Below are 22741 nucleotides of genomic sequence, written 5' to 3' on the forward strand. Positions count from 1 at the left end.
ATAAATTTCAATTTATTAGCTAGTGGTTAAGCTTAACTTCTTAAACCAATACCTTTAGTAATTAACACCATAGCAATAGTGTACAAACTCACAATAAGCACGCCTAATACCGAAAATGACAAGGTCAAACTCACATCAGAAATACCTAAAAAACCATATCTAAAAGCACTGACCATATACACAATCGGATTGATTTGCGATACACCTTGCCAAAAATCAGGTAACAAACTGATCGAATAAAACACCCCACCCAAATAGGTCAGTGGCGTTAATATAAAAGTCGGGATAATAGATATATCGTCAAAACTACCAGCAAAAATGGCGTTAATTAAGCCCCCTAAAGCAAAGGTAGCTGAGGTAAGTGCTACTGTGGTAATAATCACCCAAATGTTATGTATTTGTATATCAACAAAAAACATAGATACTAGCGTCACTATACTGCCTACTAACATGCCTCGTGCCATTCCGCCGCCCACATAGCCAGCCACAATCACCCAATTAGGTACAGGTGCCACCAGCATTTCTTCGACATTTCGTTGCCACTTGGCACTGAAAAATGACGAGGCGACATTAGAATATGAGTTGGTAATAACACTCATCATAATCAAACCGGGCACAATAAATGACATATAATCAAAGCCACCCATTTCACCAATGCGCGAGCCAATTAACGAGCCAAAGATAACAAAATATAAACTAATGGTAATCGCTGGTGGAACCAAGGTTTGCACCCAAATACGCATAAAGCGGTGTATTTCTTTGTGCAGAATACTCTTAAGCGCAATGATATTTCTAGATGATGCCATAATACTTATTCCTTAACCGCGCTTTTGCTCGCTGCTTGACCGCTACCGACTAGACCAACAAATAACTCTTCTAGGCGATTACTTTTATTTCGCATACTTAATACTTCAATACCTTGTTTATTGAGATCAATAAACACAGCATTAATGGTTTGACTTTTTTTAACGTCCACTTCTAAGGTGTGATCATCAATCACTCTAGAGCTAAAATCCGCCAAGGCTGTTGGCACACTATTTGGCTTTAAATCAAAAACAAAGGTTTCTACATCTAATTTAGCTAATAAAGATTTCATATCGGTATTTTCAACGATAATACCTGAGTCGATAATAGCAATATTTCGGCAAAGCATCTCAGCTTCTTCCAAATAATGTGTGGTTAAAATAATGGTAATGCCTTGCTGATTAAGCTCACGTAAAAACTCCCACATTGAGCGGCGTAGTTCAATATCTACACCGGCAGTAGGTTCGTCAAGTATCAGCATTTGTGGTTCATGCATTAATGCTCGAGCAATCATTAACCGACGCTTCATGCCACCTGAAAGCATACGGGCCGAGTCATTACGTTTATCCCATAAGTCTAATTTTTTTAAATATTTCTCAGCTCGCTGAACCGCTAATTTACGCTCTACACCGTAGTAACCTGCTTGGTTAACCAAGATTTTCATTAACGACTCAAATTGATTGAAGTTAAACTCTTGCGGTACTACACCAATAAAGCTTTTCGCTGTTTCAAGTTCTTGATCAATATCATGCCCAAAAACAACAACTTTACCTGCCGTTTTATTCACTAATGACATAATAATGCCGATAGTGGTCGATTTACCGGCGCCATTGGGGCCAAGCAAAGCAAAAAAATCGCCTTGTTTAACCGTCAGGTCAATACCTTTAAGTGCTTGAAAACCACCTTTATAGGTTTTCTTTAATCCTGATATTTTTAATGCTGATTGCATAGCGAACCTTAAAAAAATTGCGTGCCTTTAACGTGGGGGCAAATTGGTCATTTTCAACTTATAATGCATGGTTCTTTCGCCAAAACGCACTGAGTAAGTTACCAAGTAATAATGGCGAACGAGTAAAAAATTGTGGTTAAGGCATTTGCCTTGCCACGGTAGAAAAATGGCATTAATTTAAGCAAGGGTATAATTGCTCGGCAAAAAAAAAGCCCGCAAAATGCAGGCTTTTGTCATTCGGCATAGTAGCTAAAACTTAAGATTTACCCGCACGTGACACATAGTCACCATTGCGCGTATCAACTTTTACCACATCACCTATTTGAACAAATAATGGTACACGTACCACGGCGCCAGTTGCCAGTGTTGCCGGTTTACCGCCAGTGCCTGCGGTGTCACCTTTTAGGCCAGGGTCAGTTTCAGTAATTTGTAATTCAACGAAGTTCGGTGGCTCGACTGAAATAGGGTTACCATTCCAAAATGTAATGGTACAAATATCACCTTCTGCTAACCACTTAGCGACATCGCCCACGGCTTTCTCATCGGCCGCCACTTGTTCAAAGGTTACATTATCCATAAAATGCCAAAACTCACCATCAGCATATAAATAACCTAACTCTGAATCCATCACATCGGCGCCTTCAACACTTTCACCTGATTTATACGTTTTTTCTAATATTTTGCCAGATATTAACTTACGAATTTTAATACGGTTGAATGCTTGCCCTTTACCTGGCTTTACAATTTCATTATCGATAATGTTACAAGGTTCACCATCAATCATTAATTTAAGTCCAGCTTTGAACTGGTTAGTGCTAAAATTAGCCATAATTATTATGCTCGTTCGTTCACGCAGTACACGCAAAGGTTAAAAATTGAATATAGAAATGCCGCAAATAATAACCCAAATCAGCGATAAATTGCACACTTCTTGGCAAAAAGAATTGGCAAATGTTATTACCGACCCAAAAACCTTGTTAGAGTTGGTCGAAATTTCACCAAAAAGCTATCAACAGCACTTTGCTGCACGTAAACTATTTCCGGTGCGAGTGCCGCGACCATTATTGTCTCGCATTAAAAAAGGCGATATCAACGACCCTATTCTAAAACAGGTTATGCCATTAGATTTAGAGTTCTCAATAACTGACGGTTATAGCGAAGATCCACTAGAAGAACATGACACCGTTGCCCCCGGATTGCTGCATAAATATAAACATCGGGTATTAATGATGGTGAAAACAGGCTGTGCCATTAACTGTCGCTACTGTTTTCGCCGCCACTTTCCTTATGCCGATAACAGCCCAAATAAAGTAAGATGGCAACAAGCACTTAGCTATATTGAACAGCATTTAGAAATCAACGAAGTGATTTTTAGCGGTGGCGATCCATTAATGGCCAGTGACGAGCACTTGCAATGGTTAATTACCGAAATTGAAAAAATCCCCCACGTGACACGGTTACGTATTCACACCCGTTTACCCATCGTTATTCCACAGCGTATAACGCCTGCTTTGGTTAAAACCTTAAGCTTAACAAGACTTAAACCCGTGATTGTTTTTCACGTCAATCATGCCAACGAAATCGACGCTAACGTTTCACAGGCTATTGAACCTTTGCTTGCGGCCAGAATCCCACTATTTAATCAAAGCGTATTGTTAAAAGGCATTAATGACAACGCCAACACGCTAGCAGCACTGAGTGAAGGCTTATTTGATGTCGGTATTCAGCCTTACTACTTACATTTATTTGATAAAGTACAAGGCGTCGCTCATTTTGATGTTACAGAAGCAGAGGCAAAAAAAATCACTTTGCAGCTAATGGCGATTTTACCCGGCTATTTAATGCCAAAACTTGTCAGAGAAATTGCGGGAGAAGCGAACAAAACACCCATCAATTTAACCTAACCTTGATGATATAAATATCACCGTAATTTAATGCCAAAATTGGTTAGAGAAATTGTGGGAGCAGCGAACAAAACCTAAGAACAATTTGACCTAGCATTGGTCATGTAAATATTCACCGTAATTTAATGCCAAAACTTGTTAGAGAAATTATCTTAGAAGCTAACAAAATGCCAATCAATTAGGCATAATAGCGCCATTGAAGACAAGAAACGATGATGAGTTATTATGAGCGAAGCGGTACACAAACAATTAATCGATAATATTTCGATCATTTTAAAGAAGTCACTGGCGGCAGACGCCACATTAACTACATTACGTGAAGCCAGACAAGCAGGCTTTGCGGCAATATTTACCCCAGACGCTGGCTTTAAATGTTCAGCCAATACTTTTCAGCCATATGTTGAAGAAGTAGCCAATGATTTGGTTTATTGGCAAAAAACCTCAGATCAGCAATCACTGATCGATATTGTAAAAAAAATAGAGCAGTTATTTATGGTACTAGCTAAGCTTGAACAAAGCTAAATAGCCAAAAGTTAAAACCAAAAAACGCAGTTTAACTGCGTTTTTTTATGCCTTAAATTTTATATTTTACTGATGATTTTTCACTTAAAGCTGACAACTAATAGATTTTAGCTGGCACAATCATTACTGAAAATGCTAATGAAAAAGGCTGATCAGACTGCTTTGATTACACTGCTCTGATTAGAAAAATCAGGCTATTTAATCATGTCATTTTCAAAGGTCTTTCTAAACCAATCATCAAGCATATCTTTTTCATAACTTAACGATTCATTACGATATCTAAAACTGCTATGCATTAAAAACCCCATATCTTTTAATGAAACCTCTGCGCTTTTAACCACAGTATTATCGGCATTCAATAACTGGTAACTGAACTCTATACGTGGAAAAAAGATATCTTTTATAATGCGAATACGTTTCGTACCACCAAAATTAACATCGCCGGCTAAATCTAGGTTCGTTATATCAAAAACTAATTTTTGTTGTTCTGGTAGCGCTTCAGCCATTTTAGCAAAATGCTCTTCAAAGGCTTTAAAGGTTCTGTCTTTAAAATGTTGACGATGTTCTTGGCCCGCATCAATATCAGAATACTTGTCAGGATTTGTCCACTTAACTTCAACTTGCGCCGCTTGTGCTGTTGCTGCTGATATTAAAACGACAACAAGGCTTAGTAAACCTGTCATAAATTTATTCATCATTTCATCCTCTTTATTGTTTGCAGTATAATAGTAGACCGTAGAAGCTAAGAAAAGTATCGATCTAATTGCTAATTATTGTGTTATAGCATTTTAAGCGGATTTATAACCCTGTATCACACCCCATCAATATCATAGGCACGTAGCTAATATTACCTACAGTATAAATAATTTTTAGTCTGCCCCCCCTATTGAAGGAGCAATCTATTTATTTTTATCAGTCAGTTTTTTCTTATAAAACAACTGACTTGAGTGCTTAATTCAAGCCTATTTATTAACACGTTTATAACGAGCTTACAAAAGGTGCAAAACTTACATCATGACACCCATACGAGCTAGGACCACACAGATAAGGACTCAAAAAATACAGCAAACTAAATACCTCTGATTATACCCCTACCCTCACCTTTTATCCTTCTCCCCTCTAAATCAATAAGTTTTTTTGTTCATCGAATTGATATCCTAGCGCTTTATAACCTTTTTCTCGTTTCTTCCACATCCGCTGTAATGTAGGGAAATCATCAATAAAATCGTAAACTTGAATAACAGTTTTATTACTCCATTCTCGCTGAATTCTTCCCGCATACTGCGCCAAGATCCCCTCCCAAGCTATCGGTAATGTTATGAATAAAGTATCTAAATACGGTAGATCAAAACCTTCACCAACATATTTTCCTGTAGCTAATATGACTAAAGCTTCATCTCCCTCTGCCTTGTTAGATAATAAAGCTATTCGTTCCTGCCTTTGCTTTGTTGAAATACCGCCATGCAGTTCAACAACCTTTATACCCTTATCAGTCATCATTTTAGCAAGTAATTCAATATGCTCTTTTCTTTCGGTAAGCACCATAACTGATCTGTCATTATTCACGGACTGCTTGATGTTGTTAACAATCATTTCATTTCTAGCTTGGTCACAGACTAAGTGTTTATAAACTTGAGATATATGTGGTTTAGTTTCAAGAATTAACCATTCTGGAGGGAAACAAGTATTAGTTTTAACTACCTTTACATATTGTTCAAAGCTACTGGTAGTTGTTGCGGCCTTATAAACCAAAGAGCCGATTTGAAAGTGCATTAATTTTTCTAAACCATCTTGGTGTTTAGGTGTTGCGGTAAACCCGTGAATATATTTAGCATGCACTGACTTTATCAAACACTCATAGTTTGATGCAGGCAAGTGGTGGCATTCATCTATTAATATTTGCCCATATTTTTCAATTGAAGGTTTAATGTCTATTCCAGTACGGCTAACTAGGCTTTGATAAGTAGCTACATCAACTTCATAGGTCAGCTTATCTTTACCACCTAATAATGAACCTACTTCCACGTTCGCTAGGAATACTTTTATCCGTTCAAGCCATTGTTCCGCTAATTGGCGGTTATGGACCAAAATCAAGGTATTCACCTTCCTTTTTGCGATAAGAGCTAATCCTGTAACGGTTTTACCAAAACCCGTCGATGCAACAAAAACACCATTTGTTTGTGCAAATAAAGCATCAACAGATTTTTTCTGCTGGCATTTAAGTTTTCCCGTGAACTTTATTTTTTCTAGTTGGCTACCTTCAAATCGTTTATCAATATATTCAATCTCTATTTTTTGGCCTGATATGGTGCGAGTAACTTCGGCTAAACAACCTCTAGGTAAGATTAAATAACCATTTTCTATATGTGCGGAACAAATATATCGACTTGTACCAATCGTTGATAAGCGTAAGGCTTGTCGTTTGTAGAACTCTGGATTAGAAAATACTGCACAATGCTTTAGTTTAGAGGTCAGTTTTCCAGGTAAATTAGCGATTGGAACATATAATTGATCAGCTAGCGTTAATGTGACCATCGAAGGACAATCATTGATCTTAATGCTGTCATCATCGTTAAGTTTATTCCATGGTTCATTCTTTGCGATGTCATCTAGCACTCTTTCAATATAAGAGTTTAACTGATTCAACGTTGATTGAAGCTGAGATTTAGTTAGCTTTCGAGTAGCTGCCAATATTGACCACTGATCATTATAAGGAATTCCTTCTTTGTTAATGAAAACACTATTGTTATTTTTTCTTGGCTCTAGCTGAAGTGGTAATGCAATGAGATTACCAAAACCACCCTCTGGCATAATATCTTGATTGGGAAATAACCTATCGAAGCAATCAAATGATAGTAACGGATAGAGTTCCATTGTTTTACGAAGTAAACCATTGCCTAATCGCCGAGCATCACTCGCAGCTACAGCTTCCGAGAACAAGATCCATATATGACCACCATTCCCACTTCTTGAACGTTCTAATAGGTAGGGAATATTTAATGATTCGCAAGTCGTTGCAAATGCAGATGTAGCATCAAACCAGTCCTCTTTATCAAAATCAGCTGCAAGTAAATATGTTGAATTATCACTTAATAGAGGATAGATGCCGATGGTTTTAAACCCTTTCAAATGTTGATAAACGGCTTGGTGGTCAGGTACTTTAAAGTGCTGATTTTTACATTCAGTACAACTAATTTTTGGTTTGTTGCAAATCTTTGGCTTCCATTCATTCCAACAAGCAGGTGAATAGCCACTTCTACCATTTTTTGATTCCCATCTAAATGGGTAAACATCGTTACGGCCTTTAAAATATGAAAGAAAAAGGTCAACTTTAGATTCAGGAGAGGCGTGTAGATTAAAATTTTGGGCTAATTCAGCTTCATGTTGCGTTATTAACGCTTGGCGATCATTAAGCAAAGCAAGCCGCTCTTCATTTAATAATTGAAGACGGGCATCTATTTTGGCAAGTTTATTAATATGGCTTTTGGCATGATTATAATGTTACCAAAATACGATTAGAAATGTTTTGAGAGATCCATACGTTGATGAAGAATACGAGCAACATCAATACCGATATAACTGACTTGATAAAATACAATATGTTTTTCTACAGGAAAGCTTCTAGCACCATTATAAATTTCATTTCTTTCTCTACCAAAATCAGGATATTGAGCAAGTTTTAATAATGCAGCATCTATGGTCTGAGCATATACTTTTGCTTGCTCATTACCCCATGACTCAATTGTCGTAGAAATTATTTTAAATAAATCTTCTTCAGCTAAAGGAGATAACCTATAGTTCGACATTGGTAGACTTACTATCTACTGCAAGGGAGGCTTGTTCAAATATATCCATGACATTGTGATTTGACGATTCACCTGCAGCTAGCTGTTCAAAACCTTTTGCTACTTCTTCTCGTAAGATCTCAAGTTGCTTGTTTTTAGCAACGTCTTTCTCAAATAACATCCTTAATCCATCACGGATCACTTCACTTGCTGAGGTATATAAACCATCAGACACCTTTTCATTAATTCTTCGTTCGAACTCTTTACCTAAAGTAATATTCATAATTAACACTCCAACTATTGCCTTTTCACATTATGTGTATGATATGAGCATAGTTCAAGTTTGATGAAACAAAGTTAATAAAAAAAGCCCGAATATTTCTATTCGGGCTTTTCAATTTTGAGCTATAAATAATTTTGACTATCTATGCGCAGGATAAACTGTTTAATTCAAGGCGCTTTATTGTGACGTTTAGTGTTTCTTAAACGAACGATAACGCAACGAAGAAGTTAACAGTTTAGACAAGCATAATTACATCATGCCGCCCATTCCGCCCATACCACCCATGCCGCCCATATCAGGGGCGCCAGCATCTTTAGTAGGTGCGTCGGTGATCATCGCTTCTGTTGTTAGCATTAAGCCAGCAACTGAGGCTGCAAACTGTAAAGCACTGCGCGTTACTTTAGTTGGGTCAAGAATACCCATTTCTAACATATCGCCGTAAGTACTATTGCTCGCATTGTAACCGTAGTTACCTGTGCCGCCAGTACGTACTTGGTTTAATACTACTGAGGCTTCGTCACCTGAGTTAGTAGCGATTTGACGTAAAGGAGCTGACATTGCACGGATAGCAACGTTGATACCGTGAGTTTGGTCTTCATTGCTACCTTCTAAGTCTTTAATAGCATCGGCTGCACGAACTAAGGCAACACCACCACCAGCAACTACGCCTTCTTCTACCGCGGCACGTGTTGCATGTAATGCATCTTCAACACGGGCTTTTTTCTCTTTCATTTCCATTTCTGTTGCTGCACCAATTTTGATAACCGCAACACCGCCAGCTAGTTTAGCTAAACGTTCTTGTAATTTTTCTTTATCGTAGTCAGAAGAAGAATCTTCAATTTGACCGCGAATTTGCGCTACACGTGCTTTAATTTCAGCATCTTCGCCAATACCATCAATAATAGTCGTATTGTCTTTAGAGATAACCACACGTTTAGCTTGACCTAAATCTTCTAATGTTGCTTTTTCAAGCTCCATGCCGATTTCTTCAGAAATCACTGTAGCTTTCGTTAATGTCGCGATGTCTTGTAACATAGCTTTGCGACGGTCGCCAAAACCTGGTGCTTTAACAGCAGCCACTTTTACGATACCACGCATGTTGTTAACCACTAATGTAGCCAGTGCTTCGCCTTCAACATCTTCAGCAATAATAAGTAATGGCTTACCCGATTTAGCAACACCTTCAAGTGTGCCTAATAATTCACGGATATTAGATATTTTTTTATCAACTAATAAAATGAAAGGGTTTTCTAATTCAACACTGCCACTTTCTTGGTTATTGATAAAGTAAGGAGAAAGGTAACCACGGTCAAACTGCATACCTTCAACAACGTCTAGTTCGTCAGTTAACGCCTGACCTTCTTCAACGGTAATAACACCTTCAGTGCCAACTTTGTCCATTGCTGTTGCAATGATTTTACCAACAGTTTCGTCAGAGTTAGCAGAAATAGTACCTACTTGCTCAATCGCTTTGTTGTCGCTACATTCTTGCGATAAACCTTTCAATGCTTCAACTGCAGCAATAACTGCTTTGTCGATACCACGTTTAAGATCCATTGGGTTCATGCCCGCTGCAATTGATTTTAAACCTTCGTTTACAATCGCTTGTGCTAAAACAGTAGCTGTAGTTGTACCGTCACCTGCTTCGTCATTGGCTTTAGAAGCAACTTCTTTGACCATTTGTGCGCCCATGTTTTCGAATTTATCTTCTAATTCGATTTCTTTCGCTACCGATACACCATCTTTAGTGATCGTTGGGCCGCCGAATGATTTGTCTAAAACTACGTTACGACCTTTAGGGCCTAAAGTAACTTTTACTGCATCTGCAAGTACGTTAACGCCTTTAAGCATTTTTGCGCGTGCGTCGTTACCAAATAATATGTCTTTTGCTGCCATTTTCATGATTCCTTGTAAACTGTATTTGTACCAAACTTAATCAGTACAATATAATAGGTAAAAATTAATAATTATTCGACGATGGCTAAAATGTCAGTCTCTGACAATATAAGCACTTCTTCACCATCAATTTTTTCAGTTTTTGTACCGTAGCCTTCACTGAAGATAACTTGGTCGCCAATTTTTACATCTAAGGCACGCACGTCACCATTTTCTAGCATTCTGCCTTTGCCTACCGCAATGACTTCACCACGTGTTGACTTTTCAGCAGCACTACCCGTTAATACAATACCGCCAGCAGACTTTGATTCTACTTCTTTACGTTTGATAATCACACGATCGTGTAATGGACGAATACTCATTTTGTTCTCCAGAAAAGTTTTATTTTATAAAAATAATGGACTAAAATTTTGGTGCTATTTGCTTGTAGAAGTAAGATGGGGATAAAATAAAACTTCACAAGTCCCTCTTGATCTTTTTTTAATCTTTGCGCTCAAATTCACCATCCAAAGTTTGACCTTCATGTGGTGGCTGAAGGTTTTCTTGAAACGGGCTTTCGGGTTGTTTGGAAAAATCATCTTGATTTTGGCTCTGGCCATGGCTGTGACTGTGAAACTGAAAACCTTGCTGGTTTGCGTTATTACTGGAGATATGTGACATAACGCTAGCGGCAATGGTATGACGAACCGCAGGGATCAATAAACTCAAGCCCAAAAAATCAGTCACAAACCCGGGGGTTACCAACAATACGCCCGCTACTAATAGCATTAAAGCCGTAACAATTTCATCTGACGGCATTTGCCCTTGAGCCATTTTTGTTTGTACCGAATTTAAGGTTGAAATCCCTTGTTGTCGGACATATTTTGCCCCCAACCACGCGGTGAATATTACCATACCAATGGTTGGCCAAACGCCTAAAACAGCGCCAACCTGAATCAAAACAAAAATCTCAATAATCGGAATAATAATAAAAAGTACAAATAAAAGCCGAAACATAGCAGTGCCTAATAATCTTTAATGAAACTAATATGGGGGTTAACAGGTCTTTTTCAAGCGAGCTATCTTTTTAGCTATGCTCAATATCATTAAGTCTGATACAAACCTAGGCTTGATACTTACTGATTGAAAAAGATTAGCGTAAACTGCCCCTACGGTTGTTATTCACTAATTTAAGAAACATGAGCTTTCTTTCAGCTTTATTTCAAATAATTTAGCTTTACTTTTAGCTTCAATATAACAAATACCATGATGTTAATGCATGGCTATAGCGTAAGGCATTACTGAGCACTTGATAGGTAAAAATCTCGCCAATTGGCCAAGTGTTTAGCAAATATTATATCGCTTTTTCGCTGGCAATAAAGTGTACATAGCGGAGCAGAGGTGGCACTATTTACCAAAATAAGTGAGCAGGTTTTGATTGATTTAATGAGATAATCAAGCCATTGCACCCATACCATACTCCTGAAGTTATCGCCTTGAACATCCAGCAAGGTGATCATCAATATTTAAACTGGATCAACGAGTTTTTAAAATATCGGTTATGAAAAAAATTGTTACTGTTTTTTGGTTAATACTTACCAGCTTATGTTTTGCTACAACACCCTTAGCAAATGCCCAAGAGTCAATTTTTAACACGCCTGCATCACTCTTTAGTAATGACAATGAGTTTTTAAAAGTTGATGACGCTTTCATTTTTGACTTCCACCAACAAAAAAATCAATTAAAAGTCAGTTTTAATATTGCTGATGGTTATTATTTGTATCGTCACCAGTTTAAATTTACCAGTGAAAACGCCACTATTGTGCCCGTCAACTTACCTCAAGGTGAGCGCTATGAAGATGAGTTTTTTGGTGTTCAACAAATTTTTACTGGCCAACTCGATTTTACCATCGACATTACACAAGCCCAAAGTAATGCCAATGTCACTATTCGCTATCAAGGCTGCGCCAAAAAAGGCTTATGTTATCCCCCGACCAAGCAAACGATTGAGGTAAATGAGGTTAAACAAATAGCCGCGCCTGCCAACGACGCTAAAAACATTTTGTCTGCACTGGGGTCTAATAGCGAAGATGAAATTAATACCCAATCAGCTAGCTCTACAAGCAATTCCAATAGTCAAAGTAACCAAATTCAACGTAATAATGCCAATAGCAGCGAGCAGCATCAATTAGCTGACATGCTAAAAAGTGACAGTGTCTGGTTAACACTAGCGGCATTTTTTGTTGGTGGCTTACTCTTGTCTTTTACACCTTGTGTTTTCCCTATGTACCCAATTTTAACGGGTATTATTGTCGGTCAAGGTGAGAAATTATCAACTAAAAGAGCCTTTGCCTTATCTTTTGCTTATGTACAAGGGATGGCGGTTACTTATACTTTACTCGGGATTGTGGTAGCGATTGCCGGTGCACAATTTCAAGCCATGTTTCAACACCCTGTCGTACTTATTGCCTTAAGTTTATTATTTATTTTCTTAGCACTTTCTATGTTTGGTACCTTTAATTTAGCCCTACCTAGTAGTTGGCAAAACAAGCTAAACCAGCTAAGTAGTAATCAAAAAGGTGGCTCTTATTTTGGTGTGCTAGTAATGGGCGCCATTTCCGGTTTAGTTGCCTCTCCTTGCACTACGGCCCCCTTAACTGGTGCACTGTTATATATCTCCCAATCAGGTGACATATTACTCGGCGCGTCAGCACTTTATGCGCTCAGTTTAGGTATGGGTTTGCCCTTACTAGTATTGGGCAGCTCGGGTGGTAAGTTACTACCTAAAGCGGGCAACTGGATGAACGTAATTAAGAATATTTTTGGCTTATTGCTGCTAGCCGTGCCAATATTTTTGCTTGAGCGCTTCTTACCACTGATAGTGATAGATATACTTTGGGTGCTGCTTATTTTAGCCACTGCTGGTTACTTTTATACTGTCAATCAAGCCTCGGCTAAAACCTTTGGTTTTGGTTTACGTAGTATCTTAATCTTTTTAGTTTTCTTTATCGGCGCCAATAAAGCCTACCAACTGGTTTATCCCGTCACCAACAATGTTTTGGTCTCAGCACAAACCGAACTCCGTGGTTTTGAGCATGTGAAGAATTTAACAGAAATGAATCAAGCGATTGCAACCGCTAATGCACAAGGAAAAACCGTAATGGTTGATCTTTATGCTGACTGGTGTGTCGCATGTAAAGAATTTGAAGAGTACACTTTCTTTGAAGCCAAGGTGCAAAAAGCGCTTGCAGACACAGTATTACTACAAATAGATTTAACCGACACAGGTTCCAAAGACAGTGTTGAGTTAATGTCTAAGTTTGAAATTTTTGGTTTACCGTCAATTTTATTCTTTGATTTAACCGGTAATGAATTATCACAACGCAGAGTTACCGGCTTTATGGAAGCTGATGAATTTTCAGCACATGTCGATAAAACATTCACCCCTTAACGGGTCAATATGATGATAAAAAAGCGCTCCAAGGCGCTTTTTTATTGTCATAATATTTTTTATTGTCGTAATACGAATTTCTGCTCACCTAAACGTAAGTCACTCTAGCCATACCATTTTGCCCATAAACCTGCCACGTAGGAGAATAGCCCGCAGCGGGTTAACAAATAACGACCTTGTATCTGCCGTTATATTTAAAATCATATTAATGGCTGCTGCTTATGAACTAAAAAACAAAATTACGGCAGCCATTTTAAAAAATAAGACGTTAATAATTTCATCCGGGTATTGAACAACAGAGCACAAAATAACAGCTAACGGCTGGATTAGTTTTAAAAAAAACTCAATAAATCAATAGATTAATTAAAACCAGCACCCTATTTAGTGTGCTGGTTTTATGATAACTGACCTAAAATCAATCATTTAATAGCCACCCCAAGTGATAAGACCAGTATTTTGCTGCTATATTCTGCGAAAACACTATAATAATCGGCTAATGAGATTAATTTGCCATTTAAGCCAAATTTAATTTAATCACATAGTTAAATATGACATGATGTTACTATTACTTAATAATCAGGGTGTTTTTACCGAAGATGACTACAAAGTTTAACATTTTAGTCCTAAATGGTCCTAACTTAAATATGTTGGGCAAACGTGAGCCTACTATTTATGGTTCGTTATCGTTAACTGATATTATGGCCAATTTAGCTGACATTGCCATTAAGGCTAATGTGCAGCTAAGTCATAAACAGTCAAATGCTGAACATATTTTGCTTGACGAAATTCATGCCAGTTTCGAAAAAATAGACTTTATTATTATAAATCCAGCGGCCTTTACGCATACCAGCGTTGCACTTAGAGATGCCTTATTATCGGTTAGTATACCCTTTATTGAAGTCCATTTATCAAACGTACATGCGCGTGAGCCGTTCAGACAACATTCCTACTTATCAGATATTGCTATCGGCGTTATTAGCGGTTTAGGCGCTAATGGCTATGAATATGCTTTGGCTGCGGCAACAGATTGGTTAGAAAAAAACAAAAAATAAGCACTTAATAAATAAGCACTTAAATGATGATATTCATTTAAGTTTTACACTCATAAATTTAAAAATGATATAAAAAGGTATTCAAATGGATATTCGTAAAATTAAAAAATTAATTGAATTGGTTGAAGAGTCAGGTATCAACGAATTAGAAATTTCTGAAGGCGAAGAATCAGTGCGCATTAGCCGTGGTGCCACCATTATGCAAGCAGCTCCTATGATGCATGCAGCGCCAGCTCAAGCACCACTTGCAGCACCTGCTCCTGCTCCGGCTGTTGCAGCGGAAGCGGCGGCTCCAGTAATAACCGGACATATTGTGCGCTCTCCAATGGTCGGTACTTTCTATTCAGCAGGTTCGCCTGATGCACCTGCATTTGCTGTTGTTGGCCAGCATGTTAATTCTGGCGATACACTATGTATCCTTGAAGCGATGAAAATGATGAACCAAATTGAAGCTGATAAATCAGGTGTCATCAAACAAATTTTAGCGGTAAACGAAGACGCTATTGAATTTGATCAACCGCTATTCATCATTGAATAAGCCCAACCTTTAAGGGGATTTTCATGTTAGATAAAGTTGTTATCGCCAATCGCGGCGAAATTGCCTTAAGAATATTACGCGCTTGTAAAGAGCTGGGTATTAAAACGGTTGCTGTGCACTCAACGGCCGATAAAAGTCTTAAACACGTATTGTTAGCCGACGAAACCATTTGTATTGGCAAACCGGCGGCAATGGATAGTTATTTAAATATTCCAGCCATTATTACGGCCGCAGAGGTTACTGACGCTGTAGCGATTCACCCTGGCTATGGTTTCCTTGCTGAAAATGCTGATTTTGCTGAACAAGTAGAAAAATCAGGTTTTGCCTTTATTGGACCTAAGGCGGAAAGTATCCGTTTAATGGGCGATAAAGTTTCAGCCATTAAAGCCATGAAAGCGGCTGGCGTACCTTGTGTACCTGGCTCTGATGGTCCATTGACTGCAGATGTTGAAGCAAATTTAGCGCACGGTAGACGTATTGGCTATCCGGTTATCATCAAAGCCTCTGGTGGTGGTGGTGGTCGCGGTATGCGTGTTGTTCGCCGTGAAGAAGATTTAATTGAGTTTATTCAACTGACTAAATCAGAAGCACGAGCGACCTTCAATAATGACGTAGTTTACATGGAGAAATTCCTAGAAAACCCACGTCATGTTGAAATTCAAATCATGGCTGATGGCCAAGGTGCTGCCATTCATTTAGGTGAGCGTGACTGTTCAATGCAACGTCGTCATCAAAAAGTGGTTGAAGAGGCACCTGCGCCAGGTATTTCAGCTGAACTGCGAGCAAAAATTGGCCAACGCTGCTGTAATGCCTGTATCGAAATAAACTATCGTGGTGCGGGTACCTTTGAATTCTTATACGAAGACGGCGAATTCTATTTCATTGAGATGAATACCCGTATTCAAGTTGAGCATCCAGTAACTGAAATGGTCACGGGTGTTGATTTGATCAAAGAGCAGCTTCGTGTTGCTGCAGGTCAACCACTCTCTTATACGCAAGACGATATTAAAATATCAGGCCATTCAATTGAATGTCGAATTAACGCGGAAGATCCACGTACCTTCGTGCCATCACCAGGAAAAATCACTCGTTTTCATCCTCCAGGTGGCTTAGGTGTACGTTGGGATTCTCATATTTATTCGGATTACTCTGTGCCTCCGAACTATGACTCAATGATCGGTAAGTTGATCACTTGGGGTGATAGTCGTGAGGTTGCTATGGCGCGTATGCGTAACGCATTAGGTGAATTAATTATTGATGGCATTAAAACCAATATTGCCTTGCACCAAGACATTCTAAGTGACCAAGGTTTTATTGATGGTGGTGCTAATATTCACTATCTTGAAAAGAAACTGGCTGCATTAGAATAATAGCAAATGACATAATGGATAATACTTAGCGCTACATTTATCGCTTGGTCTAAAAAAGCTCTGCATGCAGAGCTTTTTTTATTTATAATGATTTTTTATTGATAGCAAAAAGCGGTAACCGTTATGACTGAATTACTCGCAAAGCCTTGCCCCCCTGCTGACGATGACTGCTGTGGCGGTGGTGCATGTAACCCTTGTGTATGGGATTATTACTACGCTGAACGAAAAAAATGGCGTTTACAACAAGTCGCATTAAAAGAACAAGTCGCATTAAAAACGGCTGAAGCGCATAAAATCCCATCAAATGAAGATTAGCCACTAAAGATAAAACCCTCATTCTGCTTAGGCTTTCAATGCAAACACTCGGTTTTCAATAGGAGTTAATCCATCATCTTGATCACTTGTGCCACCAGTTTATTAATACCACTAGCCGCTTCAGTTAACGTTGTTGCCAACATATAAGCCGGTGTAGACACTAGCTTACGACCAGCATCGACAACGATATCATCAACCGCACAATCTTGGTGCGCTAAGCCTACATCGATTAAGGCTTTTGCAATGCCAACATCATGACCTATGGTTGCTTGAGCATTTTCACCATAAATGAGTGGGATCATCACCGGCGCTATACACATATAACCTGCTGGCTTATTGGCCTTTACAAATGCTTGGCATACGGCCATCACTTGTTCATTCACTTTAAAGGCTTCAGCGTTAATAGCAAAGTCAGATAAATTTTTTGCCGCGCCAAAACCACCGGGTACGATCAAGGCATCAAACTCATCGATATAAAATTCTGTTAAGTCTTCAACATCACCACGAGCAATACGCGCAGACTCTACCAGTACATTACGTTGCTCTTTCGCCATCACTTCACCGGTTAAATGATTAATCACATGATGTTGATTAATATTTGGCGCAAAGCAGCGATATTTAGCGCCCGCTTGTTCAATCGCCAGCAGAGTCAACACTGCCTCATGAATTTCAGAGCCGTCGTAGACCCCACAACCTGATAACATTACCGCTATATTTTTCACATTTCCTCCGAAGCTACATTGAGCTTACTTTGAATTAATTGACAGATCACCACGAGATAAACTGCCCCCGCCATTAAAAGGGCAAAGGGTAAGGTACTGCCATTATAAAATATCGCTAAAATAGGACCCGCTAGGGCGCCAATACCAAAACGCAAAGTACCATTTACCGCTGTGGCTGTACCAGCGTGTTCAGCAAATTCTTGTAAAATTAAGGCGTCAGCATTCACCGAAATCATCGATAAACTCCCCATTAACGGCAAAATAGCCACAACATAATAATATAGCGATAAAGAAAATATACTGGCCAGCAATAAACTTGTTACCGCCACAAAGGCGAGGACAACACCAAAACGTAACATTTTTCTAGATCCAAACTTACCCACCAGCCGTGTGTTGATAAAGTGCGCGGTCATTAAAGCCAAAATATTCAACGCAAATAACAAACTAAACTCAAATTCAGAAACTTTAAATACGGTCAAATAAACAAATGAAATGGCGGTGATATAACTGAAGAAGGCCAGTGATGCCATCATAACGGTCAATAAATCAAAACGAGCGGCACGGTTACTAAAAACAATTTTATAACGCTCCACGGCACTATAGGTGATTGTCGATTTGATCGTTTTAACATCGGGTAAATAATAAAAACTGCACACAAAAACAATAAAAGCATAACCCGCCAAGACATAAAAAATCATTTGCCAACTGTGCAGCAGTAATACGCTGCCAATACTGGGGGCTATCATGGGCGCCAACATCATGATCATACTGACATAAGACAGTCCTTTCGCGGTGTCTTTGCCATAAAGCTGTCGAATAATACCGGGCACAACTACTGTGGCTGCTGTACTCATAAACGCTTGAAAGAAGCGTAAGGCTATAAATTGTTCAATATTTTGTGCAAAGGTTAATGCCACTGTGGTTAATAAAAAACCCAATAAACCTATCATGACTAATGTGCGACGAGCATGCTTATCCGCCATGGGACCAAACACTAACAAGCCAACTGCATAACCCAATAAATAAATACTTAAGCTATTTTGCACTAAGGGCATTTTTGTTGAAAAATATTGAGTAAGCTCAGGCATGCCAGGAAGATACATATCAATAGCCAAAGGAGATACCGCGATAATAGCGGCTAATAAGGGTAATATTAATCTTAATGATATTTTTGTGCGGTACGCTGTCACTGCGCTTATTTCCTTGTGTTTTTAAGATTCAGGGTAGTCATACACTAACTGACCTAGCACTTGAATCGCTTGATCAATTTTTTCGCTCCATTGTACGCCATAGCTAATACGCATATAGTTTTTATACTTTCCAGAGGGAGAAAAAACTTCTCCGGGTGCAAAATTTACGCCTTGGGCAATCGCTTGTTTAAAAAACTGGCTGGTATCAACATGTGAACGACAACGTACCCATAAAACGCTGCCACCCTTGGGTTTTGAAATACACACTTGCTCAGGAAAATGCTCGGCGATTAACGCCCGCATGCGCTCACAATTATAACGCAGGGTTTTTCTCAGTACCTGCAAGTGCCGGTCATACTCGCCACTCATTAAGTAATCACTTAATGTCCATTGTTGCAACATTGACGTAGAGCATGATTGAGCCCTTTTGATACGCTTAGCTTTTTCTTCAAACTTACCGGGTAACAACCAACCGACTCGATAACCCGGAGCCGCTGTTTTTGAAAAAGATGAACAGGTTAATACTAAGCCTTTTTCTGAGTATAACTGTGCTGACACCGGCCGGTGCTCAGTAAAATACAAGTCGCTGTAGACTTCATCCTCAATTAAGACAATGTCATTTTTTTCTAGTAACTTGACCATAGCTTGTCGTTGCTTGTCGGTCATCATTGACCCTAGCGGGTTACTAATGGCGCTTGAAAACAAGCAAACTTTCACTGAATGTTGTTTTATAACCTTGGCTAATTCGACAACACAAACACCGTCTTCAGTGCAGGTGTAAACCTCTAAAGCCTTCATCCCCAAACTTTCAATAAGTTCGATGAGCCCAAAGTAGCAAGGTGATTCAACCGCGATAATATCACCGCGTTCAGCCACACATTGCAGGGCAATAGACAAAGCTTCTTGTGCGCCATTGGTAATAATTAAGTCTTCGTGATTAACCGAAACACCCTGTTCTTGATAACGAAAGGCTAAATTTAAACGTAGTTTAGGATCGCCATTAATCGGCCCATAACTCACCGCTTTTTCAGATACTCGACTCAGCACTGAGCGCATCAATCTTGCTAGGGTTTTATCTGGCGGATGCGCATTAACAGGATTAGAAATGCCTAATGCCACTGAGTCAGGCATATGCACAGCGTCATAAACTTGCTCAATTAAACTCCGGCATGATATTTCTGCCGGCTCACAACTCGCCCATATTGCCCGCATAGGTAATAAAGTACGTGCTTGTTTAGCTTTTAAATAGTAGCCCGATTGTGGCCGAGCAGAAATACTGCCTTGGCGCTCAAGTTCAAGGTATGCCTGCTTGACAGTAGGTACACTGATCTCAAACTGTCGACTGAGTTTACGTAAACTGGGTAATTTATCACCTGGGCGTATTGCGCCACTTTGTTGCTGAAATTCAACAAAGTCGATTACTTGTTGATATAAAAAGTAGGGGGATGATTTGTCAACTAATCGCATAACTGTATAGGTTGCATTTTCATTTTTTTGTATATGTTATTAAAACAAAAAATCGGTAAAATGTCTATCCATCACTAACAGACCCTTTGCTTAGCATAAGCTCGGTTCATGTTAGCGATGAGGTTTAAAGTTGGAATGCATAAGAGTGGTAACTAAGGCGTTCAACATGGCATATCAGGTAAGACCGTATTGGATAAAACCGTATGAATAAGAAAGTATTGAATAATGCCTTAGCGCTTTTAGTACTTAGCTACAAAACAATAAACACAAAAAACAAAATAATGTCGATAACTACACACTGCCTCAGTCATCACTAACCGTATGGCGCTGAGTAATTTAAATTTTGATCGCGAGTGCTTTACTTGCAAACATACTAAAGGATTGTAATGAACAACACATTTTTATACTTAATTACCGTGTTGATATGGGGCTCTACTTGGATAGCGATTAATTACCAATTAGGTCATGTTGCTCCAGAAGCGTCTATCGTCTATCGCTTTGGTTTGGCTGCTATTATTTTATTTACCTACTGTAAACTTAAAAATTTTCCGTTAAGATTTTCCTTGCGCCACCATCTTCAATTTTTTCTTTTTGGCGTTACTTTATTTAGCTTTAACTATTATTTACTCTATAGCGCACAGCAACACATCAACTCAGCATTAACCTGCATTGCCTTTTCAATGATCATGTTTTTTAATGTCTTCAATGCTCGCATTTGGTACGGCACTCATATCACTAAACAAGTTTACTTAGGGGGTAGCTTAGGATTACTCGGCATAGTGACACTGTTTTGGCCACAAGTAAGTGACACGCAATTAGGCGCTGAAACGCTATTAGGCTTAGGATTTTGCATTCTGGGTACTTTAGTCGCCTCTACTGGCAATATGCTGTCAATGAGAAATCAAAAACTAAAGCTGCCGCTAATACCGGCAATGACATGGGGCATGACCTACGGTGCCATTTTCATGGCGATAATCGCTATGGCTCAGGGGAAAAATTTCAGCTTTGACTATACATTTTCTTATATCAGTTCATTACTTTATTTAAGCATTTTTGGCTCTGTTATTGCCTTTGCTAGCTACCTAACATTACTTAACCGCATTGGTGCACATAAGGCTTCTTATGCTTCAGTGATGTTTCCAGCGGTGGCGGTGATCATTTCAACTGTAGTTGAAGGATTTGCATGGACCACCTATACCTTCGTGGGCTTATTATTTATTTTGGCCGGTAATCTTGTGGTACTCATTCGCTCTAAAAAGCAGCTAACAGCTGCTGGTTGTACAGAAAAACAGACAAATAGCGCAGAAAAAGCAGAAATCAATCAAACAAAACTGAAGACACAGAGCTGATAATCAGGTTTAATACTTTCCAAACGGTCAACTTTTTTGTGCACAGTTCACTTTACCCTAAGTACAATTGCACCGCGGCGCTAAACACCTTCCGGTTTAGCGCCGTTTTTTCTTACCCTGCTACTGTGCTTGTTTTTCCTTGCTAGTGTAAATTAATACCAATTTCATTAATTAGGGGGGCTACTTTATACGCAGGAAAAATGGCCAAATATAAGGCATTTATTTTAATAACTAGTTGTGCTGATTATTAAATAAATAACGCAGTAGTTGGTTATTTTAACCAGTAAAAATGATCAGATAATTAGTGAGATTGGTATAACAGGTCAAATTAAAGACCCATGAGCATTTTACCCGCAACCTCTTTCACTAGCTTTGCCGCCAACTGAGCGGTCATATTATCGATATCTTTATTGGGATTAAACTCGACAATATCAGCGCCCACCAGCGGTGTATTAATTTGATGGATAAGGTTGATCACTTCACGACTTGTTAAACCACCCGGCTCTCGGTGTGAAACGCCCGGTGCAAAGGCGGGGTCAATACCATCAATATCAAGTGATAAATAAACTGGGTGCTGAAATACTAACGGCTGGGCCAAAGGCCAATGGCGCATTTCTAATGACTCAACCTTAAACTTTTCTATTTGTTCATTTTGATGCAAATTTAATGTCCGTATACCTACCTGTACTAAGCGCTCACATAAACCGTCTTCCATCACGCGGGCAAAAGGACAAGCGTTTGAGTAGCGGTTGCCTTTAAAAGAATCATACAAGTCAGAATGGGCATCAATGTGTAATATGGTGATTTTATCAAAAAATTTTCGGTAACTTTTTAGAATCGGATAACTAATACTGTGATCGCCCCCTAAAGTTAATAAACGGGTCTGTTGTGCGAGTAACTGGTCACAACCTTGTTCAATTTTATCGATAAAGTTATCTGACGAGCTTATGTCGACATCACCGGCATCAAGCCATTGCTTTGACTCGCGCAAGTTCACGCCTAATTCTGTAGCACCATTTAATGAACCATGATTTAACACTTCGCGAATCTTATTTGGCGCTAAGGCAGCGCCGCGCTCGAAGGAAGAGTTGTCATCAAATGGTACGCCTAATAATGCGACTTTACCTACTGGATTTTCTGCCATTTTATTGCCTTTTATGAACTT

23 protein-coding genes are annotated in these 22741 nt (G+C 39.0%); 9 read left to right on the forward strand and 14 right to left on the reverse strand.

The annotated features are described in order from the left end of the window. Positions 1–32: 32 nt before the first annotated feature. The 3 genes from H4J41_RS10720 to efp form a co-directional block, all read right to left on the reverse strand. Positions 33–806, reverse strand: coding sequence for an ABC transporter permease (locus H4J41_RS10720; RefSeq protein WP_182138157.1), 774 nt, complete (start codon positions 804–806; stop codon positions 33–35). Between the two features lie 5 nt (positions 807–811). After that, positions 812–1753: an ABC transporter ATP-binding protein gene (locus H4J41_RS10725; RefSeq protein ID WP_182138156.1), complete on the reverse strand. Its 942-nt coding sequence runs from the start codon at positions 1751–1753 to the stop codon at positions 812–814. Positions 1754–2009: 256 nt separating this feature from the next. Beyond that, positions 2010–2582 carry an elongation factor P gene (efp, locus tag H4J41_RS10730; protein WP_182138155.1) on the reverse strand — a complete coding sequence of 191 codons (573 nt, stop codon included), beginning with the start codon at positions 2580–2582 and terminating at the stop codon, positions 2010–2012. A gap of 46 nt (positions 2583–2628) precedes the next feature. Between efp and epmB the strand changes: the two genes are divergently transcribed. Both epmB and H4J41_RS10740 read left to right on the forward strand, forming a co-directional pair. Beyond that, positions 2629–3657: an EF-P beta-lysylation protein EpmB gene (gene epmB / locus H4J41_RS10735; RefSeq protein WP_310649834.1), complete on the forward strand. Its 1029-nt coding sequence runs from the start codon at positions 2629–2631 to the stop codon at positions 3655–3657. 225 nt (positions 3658–3882) lie between these two features. After that, positions 3883–4179, forward strand: a complete 297-nt coding sequence (locus H4J41_RS10740) for a hypothetical protein (protein WP_182138154.1) — start codon at positions 3883–3885, stop codon at positions 4177–4179. Between the two features lie 194 nt (positions 4180–4373). Here the strand turns inward: H4J41_RS10740 and H4J41_RS10745 are convergent, their stop codons facing one another. From H4J41_RS10745 to H4J41_RS10775, 7 genes are all read right to left on the reverse strand, one after another. Then, entirely contained in the window at positions 4374–4877 is a 504-nt protein-coding gene (locus H4J41_RS10745; protein WP_259364519.1) for a DUF3016 domain-containing protein, read from the reverse strand. A 421-nt stretch (positions 4878–5298) separates the two neighbouring features. After that, entirely contained in the window at positions 5299–7596 is a 2298-nt protein-coding gene (locus tag H4J41_RS10750; RefSeq protein WP_220460968.1) for a TOTE conflict system archaeo-eukaryotic primase domain-containing protein, read from the reverse strand. Between the two features lie 98 nt (positions 7597–7694). Next, positions 7695–7985, reverse strand: a complete 291-nt coding sequence (locus tag H4J41_RS10755; RefSeq protein ID WP_182138153.1) for a type II toxin-antitoxin system RelE/ParE family toxin — start codon at positions 7983–7985, stop codon at positions 7695–7697. After that, positions 7972–8247 carry a type II toxin-antitoxin system ParD family antitoxin gene (locus tag H4J41_RS10760; protein ID WP_182138152.1) on the reverse strand — a complete coding sequence of 92 codons (276 nt, stop codon included), beginning with the start codon at positions 8245–8247 and terminating at the stop codon, positions 7972–7974. Before H4J41_RS10760 ends, H4J41_RS10755 begins: the two co-directional genes overlap by 14 nt. 249 nt (positions 8248–8496) lie before the next feature. After that, positions 8497–10143 (reverse strand): chaperonin GroEL, encoded by a 1647-nt coding sequence (gene groL / locus H4J41_RS10765; protein WP_182138151.1) that lies wholly within the window; start codon positions 10141–10143, stop codon positions 8497–8499. 71 nt (positions 10144–10214) lie between these two features. Next, complete coding sequence (locus H4J41_RS10770) at positions 10215–10505, reverse strand: co-chaperone GroES (protein ID WP_182138150.1); 291 nt, start codon at positions 10503–10505, stop codon at positions 10215–10217. Positions 10506–10623: 118 nt separating this feature from the next. Continuing rightward, positions 10624–11139, reverse strand: a complete 516-nt coding sequence (locus tag H4J41_RS10775; RefSeq protein ID WP_182138149.1) for an FxsA family protein — start codon at positions 11137–11139, stop codon at positions 10624–10626. Between the two features lie 446 nt (positions 11140–11585). Here H4J41_RS10775 and cutA point away from each other — a divergent pair, with 446 nt between their 5' ends. The 6 genes from cutA to H4J41_RS10805 all read left to right on the forward strand — a co-directional run bounded on the left by cutA (position 11586) and on the right by H4J41_RS10805 (position 16848). Continuing rightward, complete coding sequence (gene cutA / locus H4J41_RS10780) at positions 11586–11687, forward strand: divalent cation tolerance protein CutA (RefSeq protein ID WP_220460967.1); 102 nt, start codon at positions 11586–11588, stop codon at positions 11685–11687. Next, entirely contained in the window at positions 11684–13573 is a 1890-nt protein-coding gene (locus tag H4J41_RS10785; protein ID WP_182138148.1) for a protein-disulfide reductase DsbD, read from the forward strand. The genes cutA and H4J41_RS10785 overlap by 4 nt, the downstream gene beginning before the upstream one ends. Before the next feature lie 596 nt (positions 13574–14169). Then, positions 14170–14625 (forward strand): type II 3-dehydroquinate dehydratase, encoded by a 456-nt coding sequence (aroQ, locus tag H4J41_RS10790; RefSeq protein WP_182138147.1) that lies wholly within the window; start codon positions 14170–14172, stop codon positions 14623–14625. 85 nt (positions 14626–14710) lie between these two features. After that, a complete protein-coding gene (gene accB / locus H4J41_RS10795; protein WP_182138146.1) occupies positions 14711–15163 on the forward strand; it encodes an acetyl-CoA carboxylase biotin carboxyl carrier protein in 453 nt (150 codons plus the stop codon). A 23-nt stretch (positions 15164–15186) separates the two neighbouring features. Next, entirely contained in the window at positions 15187–16533 is a 1347-nt protein-coding gene (gene accC / locus H4J41_RS10800; protein ID WP_182138145.1) for an acetyl-CoA carboxylase biotin carboxylase subunit, read from the forward strand. Between the two features lie 123 nt (positions 16534–16656). After that, the gene (locus tag H4J41_RS10805; protein WP_182138144.1) at positions 16657–16848 is read left to right on the forward strand and encodes an oxidoreductase-like domain-containing protein; all 192 of its coding nucleotides are present in this window, start codon (positions 16657–16659) and stop codon (positions 16846–16848) included. A 65-nt stretch (positions 16849–16913) separates the two neighbouring features. On the opposite strand, the gene elbB is transcribed toward H4J41_RS10805, so the two are convergent. The 3 genes from elbB to H4J41_RS10820 are packed head-to-tail and all read right to left on the reverse strand — an operon-like array spanning position 16914 to position 20227. Next, positions 16914–17570, reverse strand: a complete 657-nt coding sequence (gene elbB / locus H4J41_RS10810; protein ID WP_310649833.1) for an isoprenoid biosynthesis glyoxalase ElbB — start codon at positions 17568–17570, stop codon at positions 16914–16916. Then, positions 17567–18760: a multidrug effflux MFS transporter gene (locus H4J41_RS10815; protein WP_182138143.1), complete on the reverse strand. Its 1194-nt coding sequence runs from the start codon at positions 18758–18760 to the stop codon at positions 17567–17569. The genes elbB and H4J41_RS10815 overlap by 4 nt, the downstream gene beginning before the upstream one ends. 21 nt (positions 18761–18781) lie before the next feature. Further along, entirely contained in the window at positions 18782–20227 is a 1446-nt protein-coding gene (locus H4J41_RS10820; RefSeq protein WP_182138142.1) for a PLP-dependent aminotransferase family protein, read from the reverse strand. A gap of 386 nt (positions 20228–20613) precedes the next feature. Between H4J41_RS10820 and H4J41_RS10825 the strand changes: the two genes are divergently transcribed. Continuing rightward, entirely contained in the window at positions 20614–21576 is a 963-nt protein-coding gene (locus H4J41_RS10825) for a DMT family transporter (RefSeq protein ID WP_182138141.1), read from the forward strand. 328 nt (positions 21577–21904) lie between these two features. On the opposite strand, the gene speB is transcribed toward H4J41_RS10825, so the two are convergent. Beyond that, complete coding sequence (gene speB, locus H4J41_RS10830; protein WP_182138140.1) at positions 21905–22720, reverse strand: agmatinase; 816 nt, start codon at positions 22718–22720, stop codon at positions 21905–21907. Positions 22721–22741 lie beyond the last annotated feature (21 nt).

Origin of the sequence: Colwellia sp. MB3u-45 (genome assembly GCF_014077005.1) — a bacterium.
In the GTDB taxonomy this organism is placed as follows: Bacteria; Pseudomonadota; Gammaproteobacteria; order Enterobacterales; family Alteromonadaceae; genus Cognaticolwellia.

What these genes read in the sequence shown, in the direction of transcription:
- efp (WP_182138155.1), bottom strand. Translation starts at nt 2,582, where the DNA reads ATGGCTAATTTTAGCACTAACCAGTTCAAAGCTGGACTTAAATTAATG.
- groL (WP_182138151.1), bottom strand. Translation starts at nt 10,143, where the DNA reads ATGGCAGCAAAAGACATATTATTTGGTAACGACGCACGCGCAAAAATG.
- H4J41_RS10825 (WP_182138141.1), top strand. Translation starts at nt 20,614, where the DNA reads ATGAACAACACATTTTTATACTTAATTACCGTGTTGATATGGGGCTCT.
- H4J41_RS10725 (WP_182138156.1), bottom strand. Translation starts at nt 1,753, where the DNA reads ATGCAATCAGCATTAAAAATATCAGGATTAAAGAAAACCTATAAAGGT.
- H4J41_RS10805 (WP_182138144.1), top strand. Translation starts at nt 16,657, where the DNA reads ATGACTGAATTACTCGCAAAGCCTTGCCCCCCTGCTGACGATGACTGC.
- accC (WP_182138145.1), top strand. Translation starts at nt 15,187, where the DNA reads ATGTTAGATAAAGTTGTTATCGCCAATCGCGGCGAAATTGCCTTAAGA.
- H4J41_RS10785 (WP_182138148.1), top strand. Translation starts at nt 11,684, where the DNA reads ATGAAAAAAATTGTTACTGTTTTTTGGTTAATACTTACCAGCTTATGT.
- accB (WP_182138146.1), top strand. Translation starts at nt 14,711, where the DNA reads ATGGATATTCGTAAAATTAAAAAATTAATTGAATTGGTTGAAGAGTCA.
- H4J41_RS10820 (WP_182138142.1), bottom strand. Translation starts at nt 20,227, where the DNA reads ATGCGATTAGTTGACAAATCATCCCCCTACTTTTTATATCAACAAGTA.
- H4J41_RS10740 (WP_182138154.1), top strand. Translation starts at nt 3,883, where the DNA reads ATGAGCGAAGCGGTACACAAACAATTAATCGATAATATTTCGATCATT.
- H4J41_RS10755 (WP_182138153.1), bottom strand. Translation starts at nt 7,985, where the DNA reads ATGTCGAACTATAGGTTATCTCCTTTAGCTGAAGAAGATTTATTTAAA.
- H4J41_RS10775 (WP_182138149.1), bottom strand. Translation starts at nt 11,139, where the DNA reads ATGTTTCGGCTTTTATTTGTACTTTTTATTATTATTCCGATTATTGAG.
- H4J41_RS10720 (WP_182138157.1), bottom strand. Translation starts at nt 806, where the DNA reads ATGGCATCATCTAGAAATATCATTGCGCTTAAGAGTATTCTGCACAAA.
- H4J41_RS10745 (WP_259364519.1), bottom strand. Translation starts at nt 4,877, where the DNA reads ATGATGAATAAATTTATGACAGGTTTACTAAGCCTTGTTGTCGTTTTA.
- H4J41_RS10760 (WP_182138152.1), bottom strand. Translation starts at nt 8,247, where the DNA reads ATGAATATTACTTTAGGTAAAGAGTTCGAACGAAGAATTAATGAAAAG.
- H4J41_RS10770 (WP_182138150.1), bottom strand. Translation starts at nt 10,505, where the DNA reads ATGAGTATTCGTCCATTACACGATCGTGTGATTATCAAACGTAAAGAA.
- speB (WP_182138140.1), bottom strand. Translation starts at nt 22,720, where the DNA reads ATGGCAGAAAATCCAGTAGGTAAAGTCGCATTATTAGGCGTACCATTT.
- aroQ (WP_182138147.1), top strand. Translation starts at nt 14,170, where the DNA reads ATGACTACAAAGTTTAACATTTTAGTCCTAAATGGTCCTAACTTAAAT.